At 69.4% G+C, this 16,056-nt stretch carries 17 protein-coding genes; 10 read left to right on the top strand and 7 right to left on the bottom strand.

Annotated elements, in window-relative coordinates; all coding sequences use genetic code 11:
* Positions 1-11: 11 nt before the first annotated feature.
* Both ACLJOO_RS29725 and ACLJOO_RS29720 read left to right on the top strand, forming a co-directional pair.
* Positions 12-932, top strand: coding sequence for an ABC transporter ATP-binding protein (locus ACLJOO_RS29725; protein ID WP_410790760.1), 921 nt, complete (start codon positions 12-14; stop codon positions 930-932).
* Positions 933-935: 3 nt separating this feature from the next.
* Positions 936-1,871: an ABC transporter ATP-binding protein gene (locus tag ACLJOO_RS29720; RefSeq protein ID WP_410790759.1), complete on the top strand. Its 936-nt coding sequence runs from the start codon at positions 936-938 to the stop codon at positions 1,869-1,871.
* A 6-nt stretch (positions 1,872-1,877) separates the two neighbouring features.
* Here the strand turns inward: ACLJOO_RS29720 and ACLJOO_RS29715 are convergent, their stop codons facing one another.
* On the bottom strand, positions 1,878-2,129 hold the full coding sequence (locus tag ACLJOO_RS29715) for an amphi-Trp domain-containing protein (RefSeq protein WP_410790758.1): 252 nt from the start codon (positions 2,127-2,129) through the stop codon (positions 1,878-1,880).
* Positions 2,130-2,202: 73 nt separating this feature from the next.
* Between ACLJOO_RS29715 and ACLJOO_RS29710 the strand changes: the two genes are divergently transcribed.
* Genes ACLJOO_RS29710 through ACLJOO_RS29700 form a run of 3 tightly spaced genes read left to right on the top strand, consistent with a single transcriptional unit; the run spans position 2,203 to position 4,032 of the window.
* Positions 2,203-2,544, top strand: coding sequence for an ArsR/SmtB family transcription factor (locus tag ACLJOO_RS29710; protein WP_410790756.1), 342 nt, complete (start codon positions 2,203-2,205; stop codon positions 2,542-2,544).
* Positions 2,537-3,340 carry a VOC family protein gene (locus ACLJOO_RS29705; RefSeq protein ID WP_410790754.1) on the top strand — a complete coding sequence of 268 codons (804 nt, stop codon included), beginning with the start codon at positions 2,537-2,539 and terminating at the stop codon, positions 3,338-3,340. Before ACLJOO_RS29710 ends, ACLJOO_RS29705 begins: the two co-directional genes overlap by 8 nt.
* 26 nt (positions 3,341-3,366) lie before the next feature.
* A complete protein-coding gene (locus ACLJOO_RS29700) occupies positions 3,367-4,032 on the top strand; it encodes a phosphotransferase (RefSeq protein ID WP_410790753.1) in 666 nt (221 codons plus the stop codon).
* Here ACLJOO_RS29700 and ACLJOO_RS29695 read toward each other — a convergent pair.
* The 5 genes from ACLJOO_RS29695 to ACLJOO_RS29675 are packed head-to-tail and all read right to left on the bottom strand — an operon-like array spanning position 4,029 to position 9,073.
* Positions 4,029-5,321: a DUF58 domain-containing protein gene (locus ACLJOO_RS29695; RefSeq protein ID WP_410790752.1), complete on the bottom strand. Its 1,293-nt coding sequence runs from the start codon at positions 5,319-5,321 to the stop codon at positions 4,029-4,031. The genes ACLJOO_RS29700 and ACLJOO_RS29695 overlap by 4 nt on opposite strands.
* The gene (locus ACLJOO_RS29690) at positions 5,321-6,292 is read right to left on the bottom strand and encodes an AAA family ATPase (RefSeq protein WP_410790751.1); all 972 of its coding nucleotides are present in this window, start codon (positions 6,290-6,292) and stop codon (positions 5,321-5,323) included. Before ACLJOO_RS29690 ends, ACLJOO_RS29695 begins: the two co-directional genes overlap by 1 nt.
* Positions 6,289-7,431 (bottom strand): DUF4350 domain-containing protein, encoded by a 1,143-nt coding sequence (locus ACLJOO_RS29685; protein WP_410790750.1) that lies wholly within the window; start codon positions 7,429-7,431, stop codon positions 6,289-6,291. The genes ACLJOO_RS29690 and ACLJOO_RS29685 overlap by 4 nt, the downstream gene beginning before the upstream one ends.
* A complete protein-coding gene (locus tag ACLJOO_RS29680; protein ID WP_410790749.1) occupies positions 7,428-8,057 on the bottom strand; it encodes a DUF4129 domain-containing protein in 630 nt (209 codons plus the stop codon). Before ACLJOO_RS29680 ends, ACLJOO_RS29685 begins: the two co-directional genes overlap by 4 nt.
* Positions 8,054-9,073 (bottom strand): hypothetical protein, encoded by a 1,020-nt coding sequence (locus tag ACLJOO_RS29675; protein ID WP_410790748.1) that lies wholly within the window; start codon positions 9,071-9,073, stop codon positions 8,054-8,056. The genes ACLJOO_RS29680 and ACLJOO_RS29675 overlap by 4 nt, the downstream gene beginning before the upstream one ends.
* A 255-nt stretch (positions 9,074-9,328) precedes the next feature.
* Between ACLJOO_RS29675 and mtrA the strand changes: the two genes are divergently transcribed.
* The 5 genes from mtrA to hpf all read left to right on the top strand — a co-directional run bounded on the left by mtrA (position 9,329) and on the right by hpf (position 15,168).
* On the top strand, positions 9,329-10,006 hold the full coding sequence (gene mtrA, locus ACLJOO_RS29670) for an MtrAB system response regulator MtrA (RefSeq protein ID WP_410790937.1): 678 nt from the start codon (positions 9,329-9,331) through the stop codon (positions 10,004-10,006).
* 44 nt (positions 10,007-10,050) lie between these two features.
* Positions 10,051-11,814, top strand: coding sequence for an MtrAB system histidine kinase MtrB (mtrB, locus tag ACLJOO_RS29665; protein WP_410790747.1), 1,764 nt, complete (start codon positions 10,051-10,053; stop codon positions 11,812-11,814).
* Complete coding sequence (locus ACLJOO_RS29660; protein WP_410790746.1) at positions 11,811-13,568, top strand: LpqB family beta-propeller domain-containing protein; 1,758 nt, start codon at positions 11,811-11,813, stop codon at positions 13,566-13,568. Before mtrB ends, ACLJOO_RS29660 begins: the two co-directional genes overlap by 4 nt.
* Positions 13,569-13,635: 67 nt before the next feature.
* Positions 13,636-14,325, top strand: coding sequence for a ComF family protein (locus ACLJOO_RS29655; protein WP_410790745.1), 690 nt, complete (start codon positions 13,636-13,638; stop codon positions 14,323-14,325).
* A 216-nt stretch (positions 14,326-14,541) separates the two neighbouring features.
* Complete coding sequence (gene hpf, locus ACLJOO_RS29650; protein WP_198682368.1) at positions 14,542-15,168, top strand: ribosome hibernation-promoting factor, HPF/YfiA family; 627 nt, start codon at positions 14,542-14,544, stop codon at positions 15,166-15,168.
* A 67-nt stretch (positions 15,169-15,235) separates the two neighbouring features.
* Here the strand turns inward: hpf and ACLJOO_RS29645 are convergent, their stop codons facing one another.
* A complete protein-coding gene (locus tag ACLJOO_RS29645) occupies positions 15,236-16,054 on the bottom strand; it encodes a S1 family peptidase (RefSeq protein ID WP_410790743.1) in 819 nt (272 codons plus the stop codon).
* Positions 16,055-16,056 lie beyond the last annotated feature (2 nt).

Here is a 16,056-nt window from a genome sequence, read left to right as displayed (position 1 = left end):
ACGAGTTATCCGTGACATACCGGCTCGAGTCCTCCGACGTTCCCGCCGTACGGGGAGTTTCGCTGGAGCTGGCGGCCGGTGAGGCGCTCGGGCTCGCGGGGGAGTCGGGATCGGGGAAGTCCTCGGTCGCGCTCGCGCTGCTCCGGCTCCTGCCGCGCTCCGCCGTCGTCGGCGGGCGGGTGATGCTGGACGGCGAGGACGTGCTGACGATGAAGTGGGGCCGGCTGCGGGCCGTCCGGTGGTCGTCGGCGTCGATCGTGTTCCAGGGTGCGCAGCACGGGCTGAACCCGGTGCAGCGGATCGGCGACCAGATCGCGGAACCTCTGCTCGTCCACCGGCAGGCGTCGGGCGCGGACGCGTCCAAGCGAGTACGAGAACTGCTGGCACAGGTCGGTCTACCGGCCTGGCGCGCGCGGAGCTACCCGCACGAGCTGAGTGGTGGCCAACGGCAACGAGTGATGATCGCCATGGCGCTGGCCTGTGAGCCGCAGCTGATCATCGCCGACGAGCCGACGACCGCGCTCGACCTGATGGTGCAGGCCCAAGTGCTGACCCTGATCCGCAACTTGATCGCGGATCACGGGATCTCGCTGCTGATGATCTCGCACGACCTTTCGGTGCTCGCGGACGTGTGCGACCGGCTGGCCGTGATGTACGCCGGGCGGCTGGTCGAGGTCGGCCCTTCCTCCGGGGAGTTCCAGCACCCGTACAGCCAGGCGCTGGCGGCCGCGTTCCCGACTGTCGGCGATCCCGCGTCCCGCCTCGCCCCGCGCGGGCTGGCCGGCGATCCGCCGGATCCACAACAGCTGCCGGGCGGTTGTGCGTTCCATCCTCGCTGCCCGGTCGCACTCGAGTCCTGTGCGACGTCCGACGTACAACTGCGGGCGTCCGGTGCCGACCGGACCGCCGCCTGCGTCCTGGTAGGGGAGTGACTCTTGCTAGAGGCAACTGATCTGCAGGTCGAGTTCTCCGGTCGCGGCGGCCGGCGGGCGCGCGCCGTCGACGGCGTGAACCTGTCCGTCGGAGCCGGCGAGATCGTCGCGCTGGTCGGCGAGTCCGGCTGCGGCAAGACCACGCTCGCGCGCACGCTGCTCGGGTTGGAGCGCCCGACGTCCGGCAAGATCTCGTACGACGGAACTCCGCTGAGCTACTCCGGCCGCGCATTACGCGCGTTCCGCCGGCAGGTCCAACTCGTCTTGCAGGACCCGATGGGCTCGCTGAACCCACGTCACACGGTGTACGAGGCGGTTGCCGAAGGCCCTCGAATCCACGGTCTGCCGGACGAGGAATCCGTGGTTTCCTCGGCACTGTCCCGCGCCGGACTGCGGCCGCCGGAACGGTTCTTCCAGCGTTTTCCGCACGAGCTGTCAGGTGGCCAGCGGCAACGCGTCGTGATCGCCGGCGCGCTCGCGCTCGACCCGAAGGTGCTGATCGCCGACGAGCCTGTCGCGTCTCTCGACGCCTCAGTCCGTGGCGAGATCCTCTCGCTCCTGCTGCGGTTGCGTGACGACCTCGGGCTGTCCGCGCTCGTCGTCACCCACGACCTCGGCCTGGCCTGGAACATCGCCGACCGGGTCGCAGTCATGTACCTCGGCCGGATCGTCGAGTCCGGGCCCACCGAGGACGTGCTGAAGAACCCGCAACACCCTTATACGCAAGCGCTTCTGAGCGTTCTCCCCGAGTCCCCGAACCGCATCGTCCTCACCGGCGAACCCCCGGACCCGACCCGCATTCCCACCGGCTGCCGCTTCCACCCGCGCTGCCAACTGGTCGCCGCCGGCAACGGAAAACCGGAGTGCAGCACGCAACCCTTGCAGATCCTGCCCGCAGGCACGGCTGCCCAGGTCGCGTGCTACCTGGCGACGACCTGACCCGGCTCAGACCTCGTCGTCGTCCTCGGGCTCCTGGTCCGCGTCGGCGAGCGCCCATTTCAACTGGAACTCGACCTCCTCCTCGTCCGTTCCGCGCTCGTGCTCGACGCTGATCCGCGCGTTCTTCGGCACCGTGAACCGCTCGCCCGCGACCTGGATCCGGAACGGCTTGCCCGACTCCAGCGCGTCCGCGAGCCGCCGCAGCTTGGCCGCGAAGTCGGCGACCGAGTAGTCCTTCTCGACATCTCTCTCACTCATACCGCCAATCCAACCAGCCGACGGGTTCTTCCAGCAATTGACAATAGTTAACAAATAGTAGAACTATTGCGGTATGGCGGAAGATCAGGTGGATCGGTTCTTCGAGGTACTGGCGGATCCGACACGGCGGCACGTCGTACAGCTGCTGGGTGAAAGGCCACGGCGGGCCGGTGAGCTAGCTGCGGCAGCCGGAGCGTCGTCGCCCGCGATGAGCCGGCACCTGCGGATCCTGCTCGAGGCCGGGCTGGTCGCCGACGAGCGCGTCCCGGACGACGCGAGGGTCCGCGTCTTCCGCCTCAACCCCGAGCCCGTCATCGCCGTCCAGGCCTGGCTCGACCAGGTCCAGGCGCACTGGCGCGACCAGCTGGGCTCCTTCAAACGCCACGTCGAGCAGAAAGGCACGTCCGATGACTGAACCGTCCGCGACCGCGTCGGTCGAGGTTGCCGTTGATCCGGCGACTGCGTTCGAGATCTTCACCGAGGAGATCGACCTGTGGTGGGTGCGCGGCCCGATCAACTTCTTCGACGCCGCCCGCGCCACCGCGATGCAGATCGAGCCCGGCGTCGGCGGCCGCATCCTCGAGGTGTACTCGCCGCCCGACGATGTCCTCGAGCTGGGCAGGATCACCGACTGGACCCCGGGCGCGCTGTTCGCCTATCGCAGTTCGGTCGACGACACCGAGACCCGCATCGACTTCGAGGCGTACGACGGCGGCACCCGCGTGACCGTCGTACAGTCGCTCGTCCCCGGTGGCGAGAAGGCCTTCTACTTCTGGCCGAACGTCATCCACTGGCTCCCGGCCTGGGCCGAACGGCGCGATCACGCGTCCCGGACGCCACGCGAGCTGGACCGGCTCGCGATCGCCTTGTACTACGAGGATCCCGCCGCCGCGGCCCGCTGGCTGCACGCGGTCTTCGGCCTGGACTCGTGGGACAAGATCCCGGCCGAGGGCACAGACCCGTCCTGGATCGAGCTGCAGGTCGGCGCCCGCGCGATCCTGCTCTTCAAGCTCACGGAGAAGCGCACCGCGCAGCTGGACCACAGCGTCTGGGTGTACATCGACGACCTCGACGCCCATTTCGCGCACAGTCAGGAGAACGGCGCGAAGATCCTCTCGGACATCCACCAGCACGGGTACCGTTGCTACGAAGTCGAGGACCTGGAGGGCCACCAGTGGACGTTCGCTCAGGCCCGTCCCACGATGGCGTGACCGAACAGCCGCTCACCGGAGGTCGTATGACGCCCGGGGTGGTTCGTGTCGCCGACACGGTACGCCGCCCCGGGTCGGAGTACTCCGCCTTCACCGCGAACCTCCTGCAACTACTGGACGAACGGGGCTTCAACGGCGTCCCGAAGTACTTGGGCCAGGACGAGACCGGCCGCGACGTCCTCACGTACCTGGAGGGCTGGGTGCCGTCCAGATACCAACGCTGGTCCGACCAGCAAATCGCCGCCGCGGGTGCACTGCTCCGCGCCTTCCACGACGCCACCCGCGACAGCTCGCTCACCGCTGGCCAACAGGTCGTCTGCCACCACGACCCTGGCCCCACGAACTTCGTCTTCACCGACGACCTCCCGGCCGCCATCATCGACTTCGACCTGGCCGCCCCGGGCGATCCCCTGGCAGACCTGGGGTACGCCGCCTGGACTTGGTGCATCGCGTCCAAACACAACGACCCCGACCGCCAGGCCCACCAGGTCCGCGTCCTGGCCGACGGCTACGACCTGCCCACCAAGGATCGCCCCGGCCTGATCTCCGCCGTCCTGTCCCGCCTGCTCCAGAACGTCGACTTCTGGACCAGCCGGCCCTGTGACGAGGCTGCCGAGCGCATAGCCTGGTCCTACCGCGAGCACGCCTTCACCACCGCCAACCGCGACGTCTTCGAGTCAGCGCTGGCCTAGAGGCGGCCGGCCTTCTTCAACGCGAGGTACGTGTCCGCGAGGGCGGGGGCGATGTGGTCCGGGGCTTCGTCGACGACGGTAACGCCGGCACGGGTGAGGGTGGCGGTCAGCCGGTCCCGGTCGAGGCGGGTGCGGGCGGCCGAGGCAGCGCCGTACACGTCCAGCAGGTCGCCGCGAGCGGCTTCGAGTTCGGTGAGGCGCGGGTCGGCCACGGACGCCAGCAGTACGACGTGCCGCCGCAACAGCGGGCCGATGACGGGGAGCAGGGATTCCTCGATCACCGCCGGGTCGAGGCCGGTGAGGAGGACGACGAGGGAGCGTTGCCCCAACCGCTCCAGCACCTGCGACACGACGATGCGGAAGTCGGTCTGCACGAGCTCGGCCTCGACGTTCGCCAGCGCGTTCACGAACGACGGCAGCACGTCTTGCGGCGCAGGACGCCGGACGTCGGCCCGTACCGCGGAATCGCAAGCCAGCAAGGAGACCCGGTCCCCGGCGCGCGTGGCCAGTGCGGCGAGCAGCAGTGCTGCGTCCATCGCGTGGTCCAGCCGTGGCGCGTCCCCGACGCGGCCCGCGGACAGCCGTCCGGAGTCGATCACGATCACGACCTGCCGGTCCCGCTCCGGCCGCCAGGTCCGCAGTACGACGTTCCCGCGCCGCGCCGTCGCGCGCCAGTCGATGCTCCGTACGTCGTCACCAGGCACGTAGTCCCGCAGCGAGTCGAACTCCGTCCCCTGCCCGCGCACCAGCAACGCCGTACGTCCGTCCAGCTCCCGCAACCGGGCCAGCCGCGACGGCAGGTGCTTCCGGCTCTTGAACGGCGGCAGCGCACGCACCGTCCAGGCGACCTGATGCGACCCCTGGCGCCCAGCGAACCCCAACGGGCCAATGGACCGCACAGTCACCCGGAATGCGTGCCGGTCGCCCCTGCGCGTCGGGACCAGGTGTGTGGTCAGCCGACGCCGCTCGCCTGACGGCAGGTCCAGCTTGTGCGGCGGATCGAGTACGCCGGCAGACGGCGGCCACGCGTCCCGCAGCAACCCGCGCACTCGCCGTCCCGGGTTGGTGATCAGCAGGTTCACCACAGCCTGCTCACCGAGCCGTACGGCGTTGTCCCCTTCTCGACTGAACTGCAGCCGACGCGGCGAACCAGCCAGCAGGATGTCCACCAGACACACCACCAGCACCGCGGCAACGACCAGACCGACACCGGCCCACGACGGCATCACGAGAGCGACGAACACCACTCCAGCTGCAGCCAGGATGCCGGCTCGGCCAGTCAGAACCATCAGCGTGGCACCGGCACCGTCGCGAGCACACTCTCCAGCACCGCGTCCGCGCTGACACCCTCCAGCTCGGCCTCCGGCCGCACCTGTACTCGATGCCGAAGGCAAGGACGCGCCATCGCCTTCACATCGTCCGGGATCACATAGTCACGGCCCGATAGCCACGCCCACGCCCGGGAGACCGCCATCAGCGCTGTGGCGCCACGCGGCGAGACACCCAGCTGCAGCGACGGCGACTGGCGCGTGGCGCGGCACAGGTCGACGACGTAGGCCAGCACATCCTCCCGGACCGCAACCCGGCGTACGGCGTTCTGTCCGGCCAGCAGGTCCTCCGGGCCGGCCACCGGGCGCAACCCAGCAGCCTCCAGGTCACGCGGGTCGAAGCCCTGCGCATGCCGGGCCAGTACGGCGATCTCCGCGTCGCGCGGCGGGATGTCCAGCGTCACCTTCAGCAGGAACCGGTCCAGCTGTGCCTCGGGCAGCGGGTACGTGCCCTCGTACTCCACCGGGTTCTGGGTGGCGGCAACGACGAACGGCACCGGCAGCTTGCGCGGTTCACCGTCCACAGTGACCTGCCGCTCCTCCATTGCCTCCAGCAACGCCGCCTGCGTCTTAGGTGGCGTCCGGTTGATCTCGTCCGCCAGCAGGATGTTCGTGAACACAGGTCCCGGCCGGAACTCGAACTCGCTCGTCTTCGCGTCGTACACCAGCGACCCGGTGACGTCACCCGGCATCAGGTCCGGCGTGAACTGAACGCGCTTGGTGTCCAGTCGCATCGCCGTCGACAGGGCCCGCACCATGAGGGTCTTCGCCGTACCGGGGACGCCCTCCAGCAGCACGTGGCCGCGGCAGAGCAGGGCGAGCACCAGTGCGGTCACAGCAGTGTCCTGGCCGACCACCGCCTTGCCGATCTCGGTCCGGAGCGCGACCAGCGCCTGCCGGGCCTGGTCCGCGGTGACCTCGGTAGTCGTCACGGGTGTCGTACCTCCTGCGTCAGTACGTCGAGTTCCTGGGACAAGGACATCAGAGCGGCGTCAGTGAGCGGCGGCAGGCCGTAGAGCAGCTCGTACAGCATGGCGGGATCCCGGCCGGTCCGTGCGGCGACAGTCGCGACCACAGCCGACGGATCGGCCCGCCGCGGGATGCCGTGCGCCTCGTGCAGTTGGCCGAGCGCCGACTCGCGCAACGCCGATGCAGCGCGGTCGCGGGCCCTTGAGCGTCGGTAGAGCCGCGCCCTGCCCTCAGTCGTCTCAGCCGCGTGCACGATCACCGGCAGCCGCTCTGCCACCACAGGGCCGAGCCGTCGCCCGCGCCAGATCGCTACCACCAGGACGGCGAACGCCAGCGCCCAGGCGATGTAGCGGACATCAGGCGGGATCAGCTGCGCGCTGCTCTCGCCGTCGGAATCGGGGTAGTCCGACTCCCACTGCGGCAGGTACCAGGTCAGATCCTGGTGCGTGCCGAGCAGGTTGAGCGCCAACGCCGCGTTGCCGTCCTCAGCGAGCCGGGCGTTCATGAACGACCCCGGCGTACCGATCACGTCGACAAGCCGGTCACCGACCTGCAGCCGGACCACGGTGTTGTTGATGCCGTCGCCGTAACAGGTGGTCGCGCCCTCGGGAGCGGAGTACGTCGGGCCGTTGACGGTGACCGTGCCCGCCTTCACCGCAGCCGGAAGCTCACAGCCAGGCTGACGACTGCGGGTGGCCAGCGAGTCGCCCGTTGGCCGCACACCAGGCGCCAGAGCCTGCAGCGCGCGGCTGCCCGGTCGGATCAGGATGACGTGGCTCCACTGCGCCTGGGCGATCCGCCGCCAGTCCCCGTCGTCCAGCGAGCCACCTGGGCCGATGAGGAGCGTGCTGCCGCCTCCTGCTTGTACGGCGTCGTTCAGCGACTCCGTGCCGTGTACGTCGACGTTGTGGTCTTCCAGCAACGCTGCCAGCGCCCGTGCCCCGGTCGACTCAGTGGAGTCTGGGCTGAACTGTCCTGACGTCCGGGCGGACGTAGCGATCAGCACAACGATCGCAGCCAGCACAACGAACCCAGTGACGAGCAGCGGCGTCCGCAACGCCCGCCAGCTCTCGCCCACGCTCCGCCCGACCGGCGTGCTCATGCAGCCACCCGTGCAGTCCGCGCAGCGTCGTCGGCAGTCACGACAACGGCGTACCGCTCCGGCGTCCCTGGGCGGTTGCCGTAGACGACCTCCGTGAACACCAGTGCAGCCGGCTGCAGCGGCTCACGCAGTACAGGTGCCGCTCGCGACGCATCGGCAACCACTTCGTACGCCGTACGCCCGGCCCGCTCGTCCAGCACGGTCCGCTCGGTCAGCTCCGCCACGCACGCGCGGAAGCGGCTGCGGATCGCCAACGCGAAGTCCCCGGACGCGGCCTCCCGCTCCGCCAGCGCGCGGTACTCCGCGGCGCTCTGCGGCCGGGTGGTGTCGAAAACGGCGTGGGCCTTCACCCGACGGCTGGTCCGCAGTACGCCGGACCGCCAGAGCACCACGACCACCACAAGGACCAGCAGACCGATCAGCATGGTCAGACCGGCGTGACCGTTGGGTGACGATCCGGTGAGGCTGTCCAGCAGGTCACCGATCCACTCCATCACCTTGCCGATGGCCCTCTCGATCAGCGAGCCGGAATCCCGGTACGCCGACTTGGACAGCTCCTTGGCCGCCTCCTGAGCGGCCTGGTCCCGGTCGATGTCGACCGGCGGCTCCAGCGGGAACAAGATCACACCGTCTCCTCGAACCGCAGCGCCGGCCGCATCCACAGGTCGAGCCCTTCCCGGCGGACCCGGAGGTCGAGGTAGATCAGGGCCTGTACCGCGGACATGAACGCCAGGCTCGCGATCAGCGTCATCAGCGTCGCGATCCCCGCCGCTACCGCGAGCACGATCGTCACCACCACGGCCCCGGTGCTGTCACTCAGATCGGCCCACGAGCCGACGGTGATGATCAGCGCGCTGACCCCGAACTGCAGCGCGTAGCCGATGATGTTCACCACCAGCCCGCCGAACAGCAGGATCCCGAACACCCGCCAGAACTTGCCCTTCACCAGCTGCCAGGACCGCCGCAGAGCACCCCAGACGCCCACTCGGACCGGGATGTACAGCCCGATGTCCGGTGCGTGCCGGCCCTCCATCAGCACGACAGTGCCCGCGAGCACCAGCCGGATGCCGAAGATCAGCACCAAGATGCCGCCGACGAACATCATCGCCAGCGCAGCGGCCCCGGCCGCCTCGGAGGAGACCGCGGCGTCCGCTCCGGCGCCGATACCGAGCACTGCGAGCCCCCAGCCACCGATCAGCAGCATGAACGACAGGGACTGCACTAGACCGACAGCAGCGAGTGCGGGGAGGGCAGGTCGTACCAGCCGCATCAGCTCGCGTGGACTGGCCCGGTGCGCCAGCTGACTCCGCACCGCGGCCAGAGCGATGATGCCCGCCAGCATGCTCGACACCACCGAGAACAGCACCACCTGGACGCCGTACGTGAGCAAAAGAGCCGCACCGGCCTGCCCGAACGGATCCTCCGCCCCGAAGAACCCACCGAGCCCACCGGGTACGGCGACCTCGGTCAGGACGGCCTGGACCGCGACCAGTGCGATCCCGGCCAGCACCGGCAGGCCCAGCATGATGGTCTTGTTGTCGGAGATGGTCCGGGCGGCGTTGTCGAGCAGATCCGCCGGGAGCCAGGGCCGCAGCGGCTCGGTCGCCACGTCGTCGTGCAGGCGCATACTCTGGTCGGCCACTGCGTACCTCCTCTCCACGTGAATCTCTAAGTGAACCGTCGTACCAGCCGGCACGTGAGTTGTGGTGAACCCCCGCAGTGCACCATGATCACAGCCCAACTCGGGGTCACACGGCGATCCGGCGTGTGCAGTACCGGGGGAATGGGACACTATCCGTAGTGCGTACGGCCTGGCACCCGCCGGGCGCACCCCGAGCAGTCGAATTGGTCGGCAGCGGACGGCAAGGAGCAGGGCGTGGCAGACGGTAACCGGACGATGCGGGGCCGCATCCTCATCGTCGACGACGACACAGCGTTGTCGGAGATGCTCAGCATCGTGCTGCGCAACGAGGGCTACGACACCTATCTGGTCGCAACCGGTGACAAGGCGGTACCGGCGTTCCGGGAGTTCAAGCCCGATCTGCTGCTGCTCGACCTGATGCTGCCCGGGATGGACGGGATCGACGTCTGCCGGGCGATCCGGGCCGAGTCCGGCGTACCGATCGTGATGCTGACCGCCAAGAGCGACACCGTCGACGTGGTGCTCGGGCTGGAGTCCGGCGCCGACGACTACGTGGTCAAGCCGTTCAAGCCGAAGGAGCTGGTGGCCCGGATCCGGGCCCGGCTGCGCCGGATGGACGAGCCCGGTCCGGAGTCGCTGACCATCGGCGACCTGACCATCGACGTCGCCGGCCACTCGGTGAAGCGGGCCGGCGAGACGATCCAGCTGACGCCGCTGGAGTTCGACCTGCTGGTCTGCCTGGCGTCGAAGCCCTGGCAGGTGTTCACCCGCGAGGTGCTGCTGGAGCAGGTCTGGGGCTACCGGCACGCCGCCGACACCCGGCTGGTGAACGTACACGTCCAGTGGCTGCGCTCCAAGATCGAGAAGGACCCTGAGCACCCCGAGATCGTGGTCACGGTCCGCGGTGTCGGATACAAGGCGGGTGCGGACTGATCGAGTACGGACGCGGCCAAGAGTCGCAGGCTGCCGCCGACGACGTGGTGGTGGACCCCGGCACCGAGGTACACACCGGACAGATCGCCGACCACCAGGGCGGGCAGCCGACGGCACCGCCCGAGCAGGAGGCGGCCGAGTCCCGCGGGACGGAACTGGAACTGACTGTCGCCGCGGTGGATTGGTCTGCCCAGCCGCAGCCGCTGTGGCGGACCCACCCGAAGCACTGGCCGGACATCTGGCGGCGGTCCATCCAGGCCCGGATCGTCACCGGCACCCTGCTGATGTCGACGCTGGTCCTGATCCTGGTCGGCTGGGTGATGATGAGCCAGGTCACCGACGGTGTCCTGGAGTCCCGCCGGATGAGTGCGCAGGCCGAGGTCCGTGCGCAGCTCCAGCAGCTGTCCGTGACGATCGACGCGGCCAACCGCAACACCGTCAACCAGGAGCTGTCCAAGCTGGTCCTCGGCTCCAACCGCCCGGGCCTGTACGACGTCCTGCTGGTGCCGACCGACCAGGCGGCGTCCAACGCGATCCGCTACACCGGACTGGTCGACAGCAACTCGATCCCGCAGGCGCTGGCCTCCTCCGTGGTGAGTGACGGCTCCAAGCTGTGGGACACGTACACGCAGATCAACTACCGGGAGAGCCCGAGCGTCCCGGGGCTCGTGATCGGTTCGCAGATCCGGATCGACTCCACCGGCGACAAGTACGCGATCTACTTCCTGTTCCCGCTCACGGCGCAGCAAGAGACGCTTGACGTCGTACAGCGGGCCCTGTTCACCGCAGGTCTGTTGCTGATCGTTCTGCTCGGTGCTGTGGCCTGGCTGGTCACCCGGCAGGTCGTGACCCCGGTGCGGATGGCACGGCGGATCGCTGAGCGGCTGGCGGCCGGCAAGCTCGAGGAGCGGATGCAGGTCCGCGGCACCGACGACCTGGCCCGGCTGGCGGTCTCGTTCAACAAGATGGCCTCCAACCTGCAGCGGCAGATCCGCCGGCTGGAGGAGCTGTCGCGGCTGCAGCGCCGGTTCGTGTCGGACGTGTCCCACGAGCTGCGGACGCCGCTGACCACGGTCCGGATGGCCGCCGACCTGCTGCACGAGAGCCGTGACCAGTTCGACCCGATCAGCCGCCGCTCGGTGGAGCTGCTGCAGAACGAGCTCAACCGGTTCGAGGAGCTGCTCGCCGACCTGCTGGAGATCAGCCGGTTCGACGCCGGAGCGGCCGCCCTGGACCTGGAGGACGTCGACCTGCGCGACATCGTCAACCGGGTCCTGGAGAACCACGAGACCCTGCTGGACCGCAAGGGCTGCCCGGTCGAGCTGGACATGCCGAGGCCCTGCCGGGCCAAGGTCGACTCGCGCCGCATCGAGCGGATCCTGCGCAACCTGATCGGCAACGCGATCGAGCACAGCGAGGGCCTGCCGATCCGGATCAGCACGGCGTACGACGACGATGCCGCCGCGGTGGCCGTCCGCGACCACGGGATCGGGTTCCGGCCCGAGGAGGCGGAGATGGTGTTCAGCCGGTTCTGGCGGGCCGACCCGGCCCGGGCCCGGACGACGGGCGGCACCGGCCTCGGCCTGTCGATCGCGCTCGAGGACGCCCGCCTGCACGGCGGCCGCCTGGACGCGTGGGGCTCGCCCGGCGACGGCGCGTACTTCCGGCTGACGCTGCCGCGCCGCCCGGACGTGGCGCTCACCGGCTCGCCGCTGCCGCCGCGCCCGCCCGACGCGACCCGGGTCATCACCGAGCTCGTCGACGTCGGCGCGCCGTACCAGAAGCTGAGCGGCGGTGAGGAGCGGTGAGACGCCGGTTGCTCGGGGTGCTGCTGGCCGTGGCGCTGCTCGGCGGCTGCGCGACCGTGCCGACCAAGGGCACCATCCGCAACGGCGAGCGGCAGGGCCTCGCGCCCGACCTGGGCGGCGTCGGCGTCGAGGCGAAGCCGCCGCGGGCGAACAGCGACGACATGGCCATCGTCAACGGCTTCCTGGAGGCCATGTCGGACTCCCAGGCGTACGACGTCGCGCGCCAGTACATGACCCCCGAGGCCGCGGGGGAATGGAAGCCGGAGTCCCAGACCGTGGTGTACGACCAGCGCCCCGAGTCGCTGACCCGGAAGGCCGGCGGGATCCAGCTGACCGCGCACAAGATCGCCGCCATCGGCGCGCGCGGCGACTGGATCCCGGCGGACGCGAACGACGAGGCCGACTTCTTCTTCAAGCTGAAGAAGGTCGACGGGCAGCTCCGCGTCGACTCGGCGCCGCCGGGCGCCTACCTGGGCAGCAACCAGGTCGACCTGAAACTCGCTCCCCGGGACCTGTACTTCTTCAACCAGTCCCGGGACCTGCTGGTACCGGACCAGGTCTGGCTGCCGCAGAACCTCCCGTCCGGCCAGGCCGCGACGCAGCTCATCCAGGAGCTGCTGAAAGGCCCGACCACTCGGCTGGGCAACGGCGTGGTCTCCATCGCGCCGCCCGGCACCGAGGTACAGGTGTCGGTCCCGGTGGACCTCGGCGTGGCCACCGTGGCGCTGAACGACACCGCCGGATCGCTCCGGGACCAGGACCGGCGGCTGCTGGCGGCGCAGATCGTCTGGACCCTCAACCAGCTGAACCTCCGGGCCAAGATCACCGTCGGCGGTGCACCGCTGCTTCCGGACGAGCCGGAGGTGCTGCCGTTCTCCAACTTCAGCGCGTACGACCCGCAGGCGTCGGTCGGTGCGATGACCAAGCTGTACGGTCTGCTCGCGCAGAAACCGCAGCGGATCGTCGGACTGGACGGGTCGTCGAACATCTCCGCCGAGCCGCTGAACTCGGGCCCGCTGGCGCTCTACAAGGCGCAGTCCTTCGCGGTCACGCTGTCGGGTGACGCAGGCGCGATCGTCACCGCCGACGGGCGCAAGCTCGCCTACGGGAAGCTGGACCCGGCCGACAACACCGCCAAGGCGTCCGAGCTCAAGGTCGACGAGAAGACCTTGCCGCCGAGCTTCGACGGCCAGGACAACCTGTGGTTCCTGGACAGGGCCGACAGTGACCACCCGCGGTTGCGCGTCCGCCACGACGACGGCGGGCGGGTCAGCGAGGTCGACACCGACTTCGGGGGAGACACTCCGGTCGCCCTGCGGATGGCGCCGGACGGTGTCCGGGCGCTGCTGGTGATGCACAGCGCAGCCACGAAGCAGAACTATGTCGAGACGGCGACGGTCCAGACCACCAAGGGCGGCAAGCAGCTGATGCTGGGGGCGTTCCGGCCGCTGAGGCTCGAGCTGACCAACATCACCGACGCGGCCTGGGACAAGCAGGGCATCATCGTGATCGGGACCGGCAGCGCGGCGCCACAGGCCTGGCTGGTCAGCACCGACGGGTCGAGCCTGCAGCTGCTGCCCGGAGCGGCGCCGGGCTTCGTCCCCGAGCACGTCGCGTCGAACACCCACAAGGACACGCTGCCGGTGATCCAGGACGACGCCGGCCGTATCCACTGGCTCAGCAAGGACCTCGGCTGGGTCTCCATGGACGCCGACAACAGCCAGGCCACGATCATCCCCACCTACCCCGGCTGACCCACTTGTCCACAGGGTCGGGCTCCCGCGGTTGCGGGGGCCGCGGCGGATCGTGGACCGTGAGGTGGTGCGCGGGTGGGACGGGTTCGTGGACCTGGTGCTCGGCGGGCGGTGTGCGGGCTGCGCGCGGCCCGGCGTCACTCTCTGTGGTGGTTGCCGTCGGCTACTGACCGGTCTGACTCCGTTCCGTGCATGGCCCGACCCGAGTCCGCCCGGTCTCGCGCCCCCGACCGCCGCCGCGCCGTACGCCGGGGAGCTCCGGAATCTGATCCTCGCGCACAAGGAACACGCCCGGTACGCCCTTGCCAGGCCACTCGGTGAGCTGCTGGCGACCGCTGTACGGGCGGCCCTCGACCAGCGGCGGGCGGCGTGGGTATGCCCGGTGCCGTCGCCCCGGGCAACGGTCCGCCAGCGCGGGCACGATCCGCTCGGGCGGATTACGAAGGCTGCCGTCAGATCCCTGCGCAGACAGGGAATCGACGCCCGGACGGCCGCCGCGCTGCGGGTCGTGGGGCGGCCCGACGACCAGGCCGGGCTGTCCGCGGAAAGCCGTACCGCGAACCTGGACGGGGCGTTCGGGCTGCGTTCGCGCTGGGCTGAAACGCTGATCGATCAACCGGTCCTGCTGGTCGACGACGTGATCACCACCGGATCCACGCTCACCGAGGCCTGCCGCGCCTTGGAATCCCGGGGAATCCAGGTCCTCGGCTGTGCGCTGCTCGCGGCGACCGCACGACACCGGACGTCTGGTTCATGAGAACTTCTCTACCGGTTTTCGCCGAAGCCGACTAGCGTTGGCTTATGACACCCGCTAGGGCTTGTCGGGCAGTGGAGTGGTGGAGGACCGGATCAGCCGGATTCCTCGCCACGAGGTCCGACGGGTTCGACAGCGGGTGTTCTCGTTTCGGGCACCGTCACCACGAGCACGGGGGTCCGAACACGTAAAAGAAGTCGCCGATCGATGGAGGTTTCCGTGGACGTCGTTGTCAAGGGTCATCACTGCGAGGTCAGTGACCGCTTCCGGCAGTACGTCGAGGAAAAGCTCGAACGGATCGAGAAGGTCGATCACCGGGTACTGCGGTGCGAGGTGGAAGTCAGCCAGGAGAAGAACCCGCGACAGCACGATCGGGCGATGCGTGTCGAGCTCACCATGTACACCAAGGGTCCGGTGGTCCGCGCAGAGGCGTGCGGGGAGACCAAGCAGGCAGCGTTCGACGTCTGCCTGGACCGGCTCCGGTCCCAGGTCCGCAAGGCGGCCGACCGGCGTCGTGTGCACCGGGGTGAGCGTGCGCCGGAAGGCCTGCGGCACGTGAACGCGAAGCAGCCGCTCAACGGCAACGCACCTGTAGTGGAGGAACCAGTCGCCGAGGACGAGGTGGCGACGCACAAGTACGGATCTCTCCTGGTCACCGGCGACGGACCGCTGGTGATGCGCGAGAAGACCCACACCGCCAAGCCGATGACCCTGGACCAGGCGCTCTACGAGCTCGAACTGGTCGGGCACGACTTCTACCTGTTCGTCGATGCCGACGAGAACCAGCCCAGCGTCGTCTACCGCCGTCGCGGCTACGACTACGGCGTGATCCGGCTGGCCGTCTGAGACCTCAGGAGGTGACAGACGTCGGGGCCGGGCAGATCGCCCGGCCCCGACGCTGTCCCGCGGTACGTCAGCTGTCGATCTGCTGCTGCAGTTCGGCGGCGTACGTCGCGACCTCGGCGTACACGCCCGGGTTGCCGGCGTCCGCGCAGCCGACGCCCCATGAGACGACGCCGAACAGGCGGCCGTTGAGGACCAGCGGGCCACCGGAGTCGCCCTGGCAGGAGTCCTTGCCCCCTTCCTCGTAGCCGGCGCAGATCTCGCCGTCGGCGGTGTAGCCCTCGCTCGCGTACGCCTTCTCGCAGTACGCGTCACCCAGCACCGGTACGTCGACCTTCTGGAAGGTGTCGTCCGGCCCGGTGTTCTCGGTGGCGCCCCAGCCGTAGACGATCGAGGCCGCGCCGGCGGTGTCGGCCGCCTTGTCGGTCTCCAGCGCCAGCGTGTCGACACCCTCGAACGGCGTCGTCAGGGTCATCACGGCGACGTCATGACCGGGCGACTTGCCGTACTCCGGGTCCACCCAGATGCTGCTGATCTTGGATTCCTTGCCGACGGACTTGTCGGCCAGGTCGTCGCGGCCCTGGATCGCGGTGTAGGTGGTCACCGCCTCCTGGGCGCAGTGTGCCGCGGTGACGATCTTGTTCGCTTTCACGAGCGTCGAGCCGCACCACTCGAGGTTCGGGGACGGTGAGCCGCTGTTCGACAGCTGGATGGCCCAGGGCGTGTCGGCGGTGTGGGCGATGGTGCCGCCGACGATCCGGGTCTTGGGCGGTCCGTCGGGCGACTGCGCGGCCGACGCGGAGCCTGCTACGGCCACCGCACCGAGGGACGCCGCGGTCAGTACGCCGGCCGCGAGGGCAGCGCGGACCGCATGCTTCTTTCCTGTCATGC

The sequence above is a fragment of the Kribbella sp. C-35 genome, from assembly GCF_046549195.1.
Classification (GTDB): domain Bacteria; phylum Actinomycetota; class Actinomycetes; order Propionibacteriales; family Kribbellaceae; genus Kribbella.
Note: the sequence above shows the minus strand (reverse complement) of the source record. Positions and strands in the feature narration are given on the sequence as shown.

Bases quoted from the DNA above. Each gene is read 5' to 3' on its own strand.
- ACLJOO_RS29685 (WP_410790750.1), bottom strand. From the start codon at position 7,431: ATGAGCACGCCGGTCGGGCGGAGCGTGGGCGAGAGCTGGCGGGCGTTG.
- ACLJOO_RS29700 (WP_410790753.1), top strand. From the start codon at position 3,367: ATGACGCCCGGGGTGGTTCGTGTCGCCGACACGGTACGCCGCCCCGGG.
- ACLJOO_RS29695 (WP_410790752.1), bottom strand. From the start codon at position 5,321: ATGGTTCTGACTGGCCGAGCCGGCATCCTGGCTGCAGCTGGAGTGGTG.
- ACLJOO_RS29705 (WP_410790754.1), top strand. From the start codon at position 2,537: ATGACTGAACCGTCCGCGACCGCGTCGGTCGAGGTTGCCGTTGATCCG.
- ACLJOO_RS29715 (WP_410790758.1), bottom strand. From the start codon at position 2,129: ATGAGTGAGAGAGATGTCGAGAAGGACTACTCGGTCGCCGACTTCGCG.
- mtrA (WP_410790937.1), top strand. From the start codon at position 9,329: ATGCGGGGCCGCATCCTCATCGTCGACGACGACACAGCGTTGTCGGAG.
- ACLJOO_RS29710 (WP_410790756.1), top strand. From the start codon at position 2,203: ATGGCGGAAGATCAGGTGGATCGGTTCTTCGAGGTACTGGCGGATCCG.
- ACLJOO_RS29645 (WP_410790743.1), bottom strand. From the start codon at position 16,054: ATGACAGGAAAGAAGCATGCGGTCCGCGCTGCCCTCGCGGCCGGCGTA.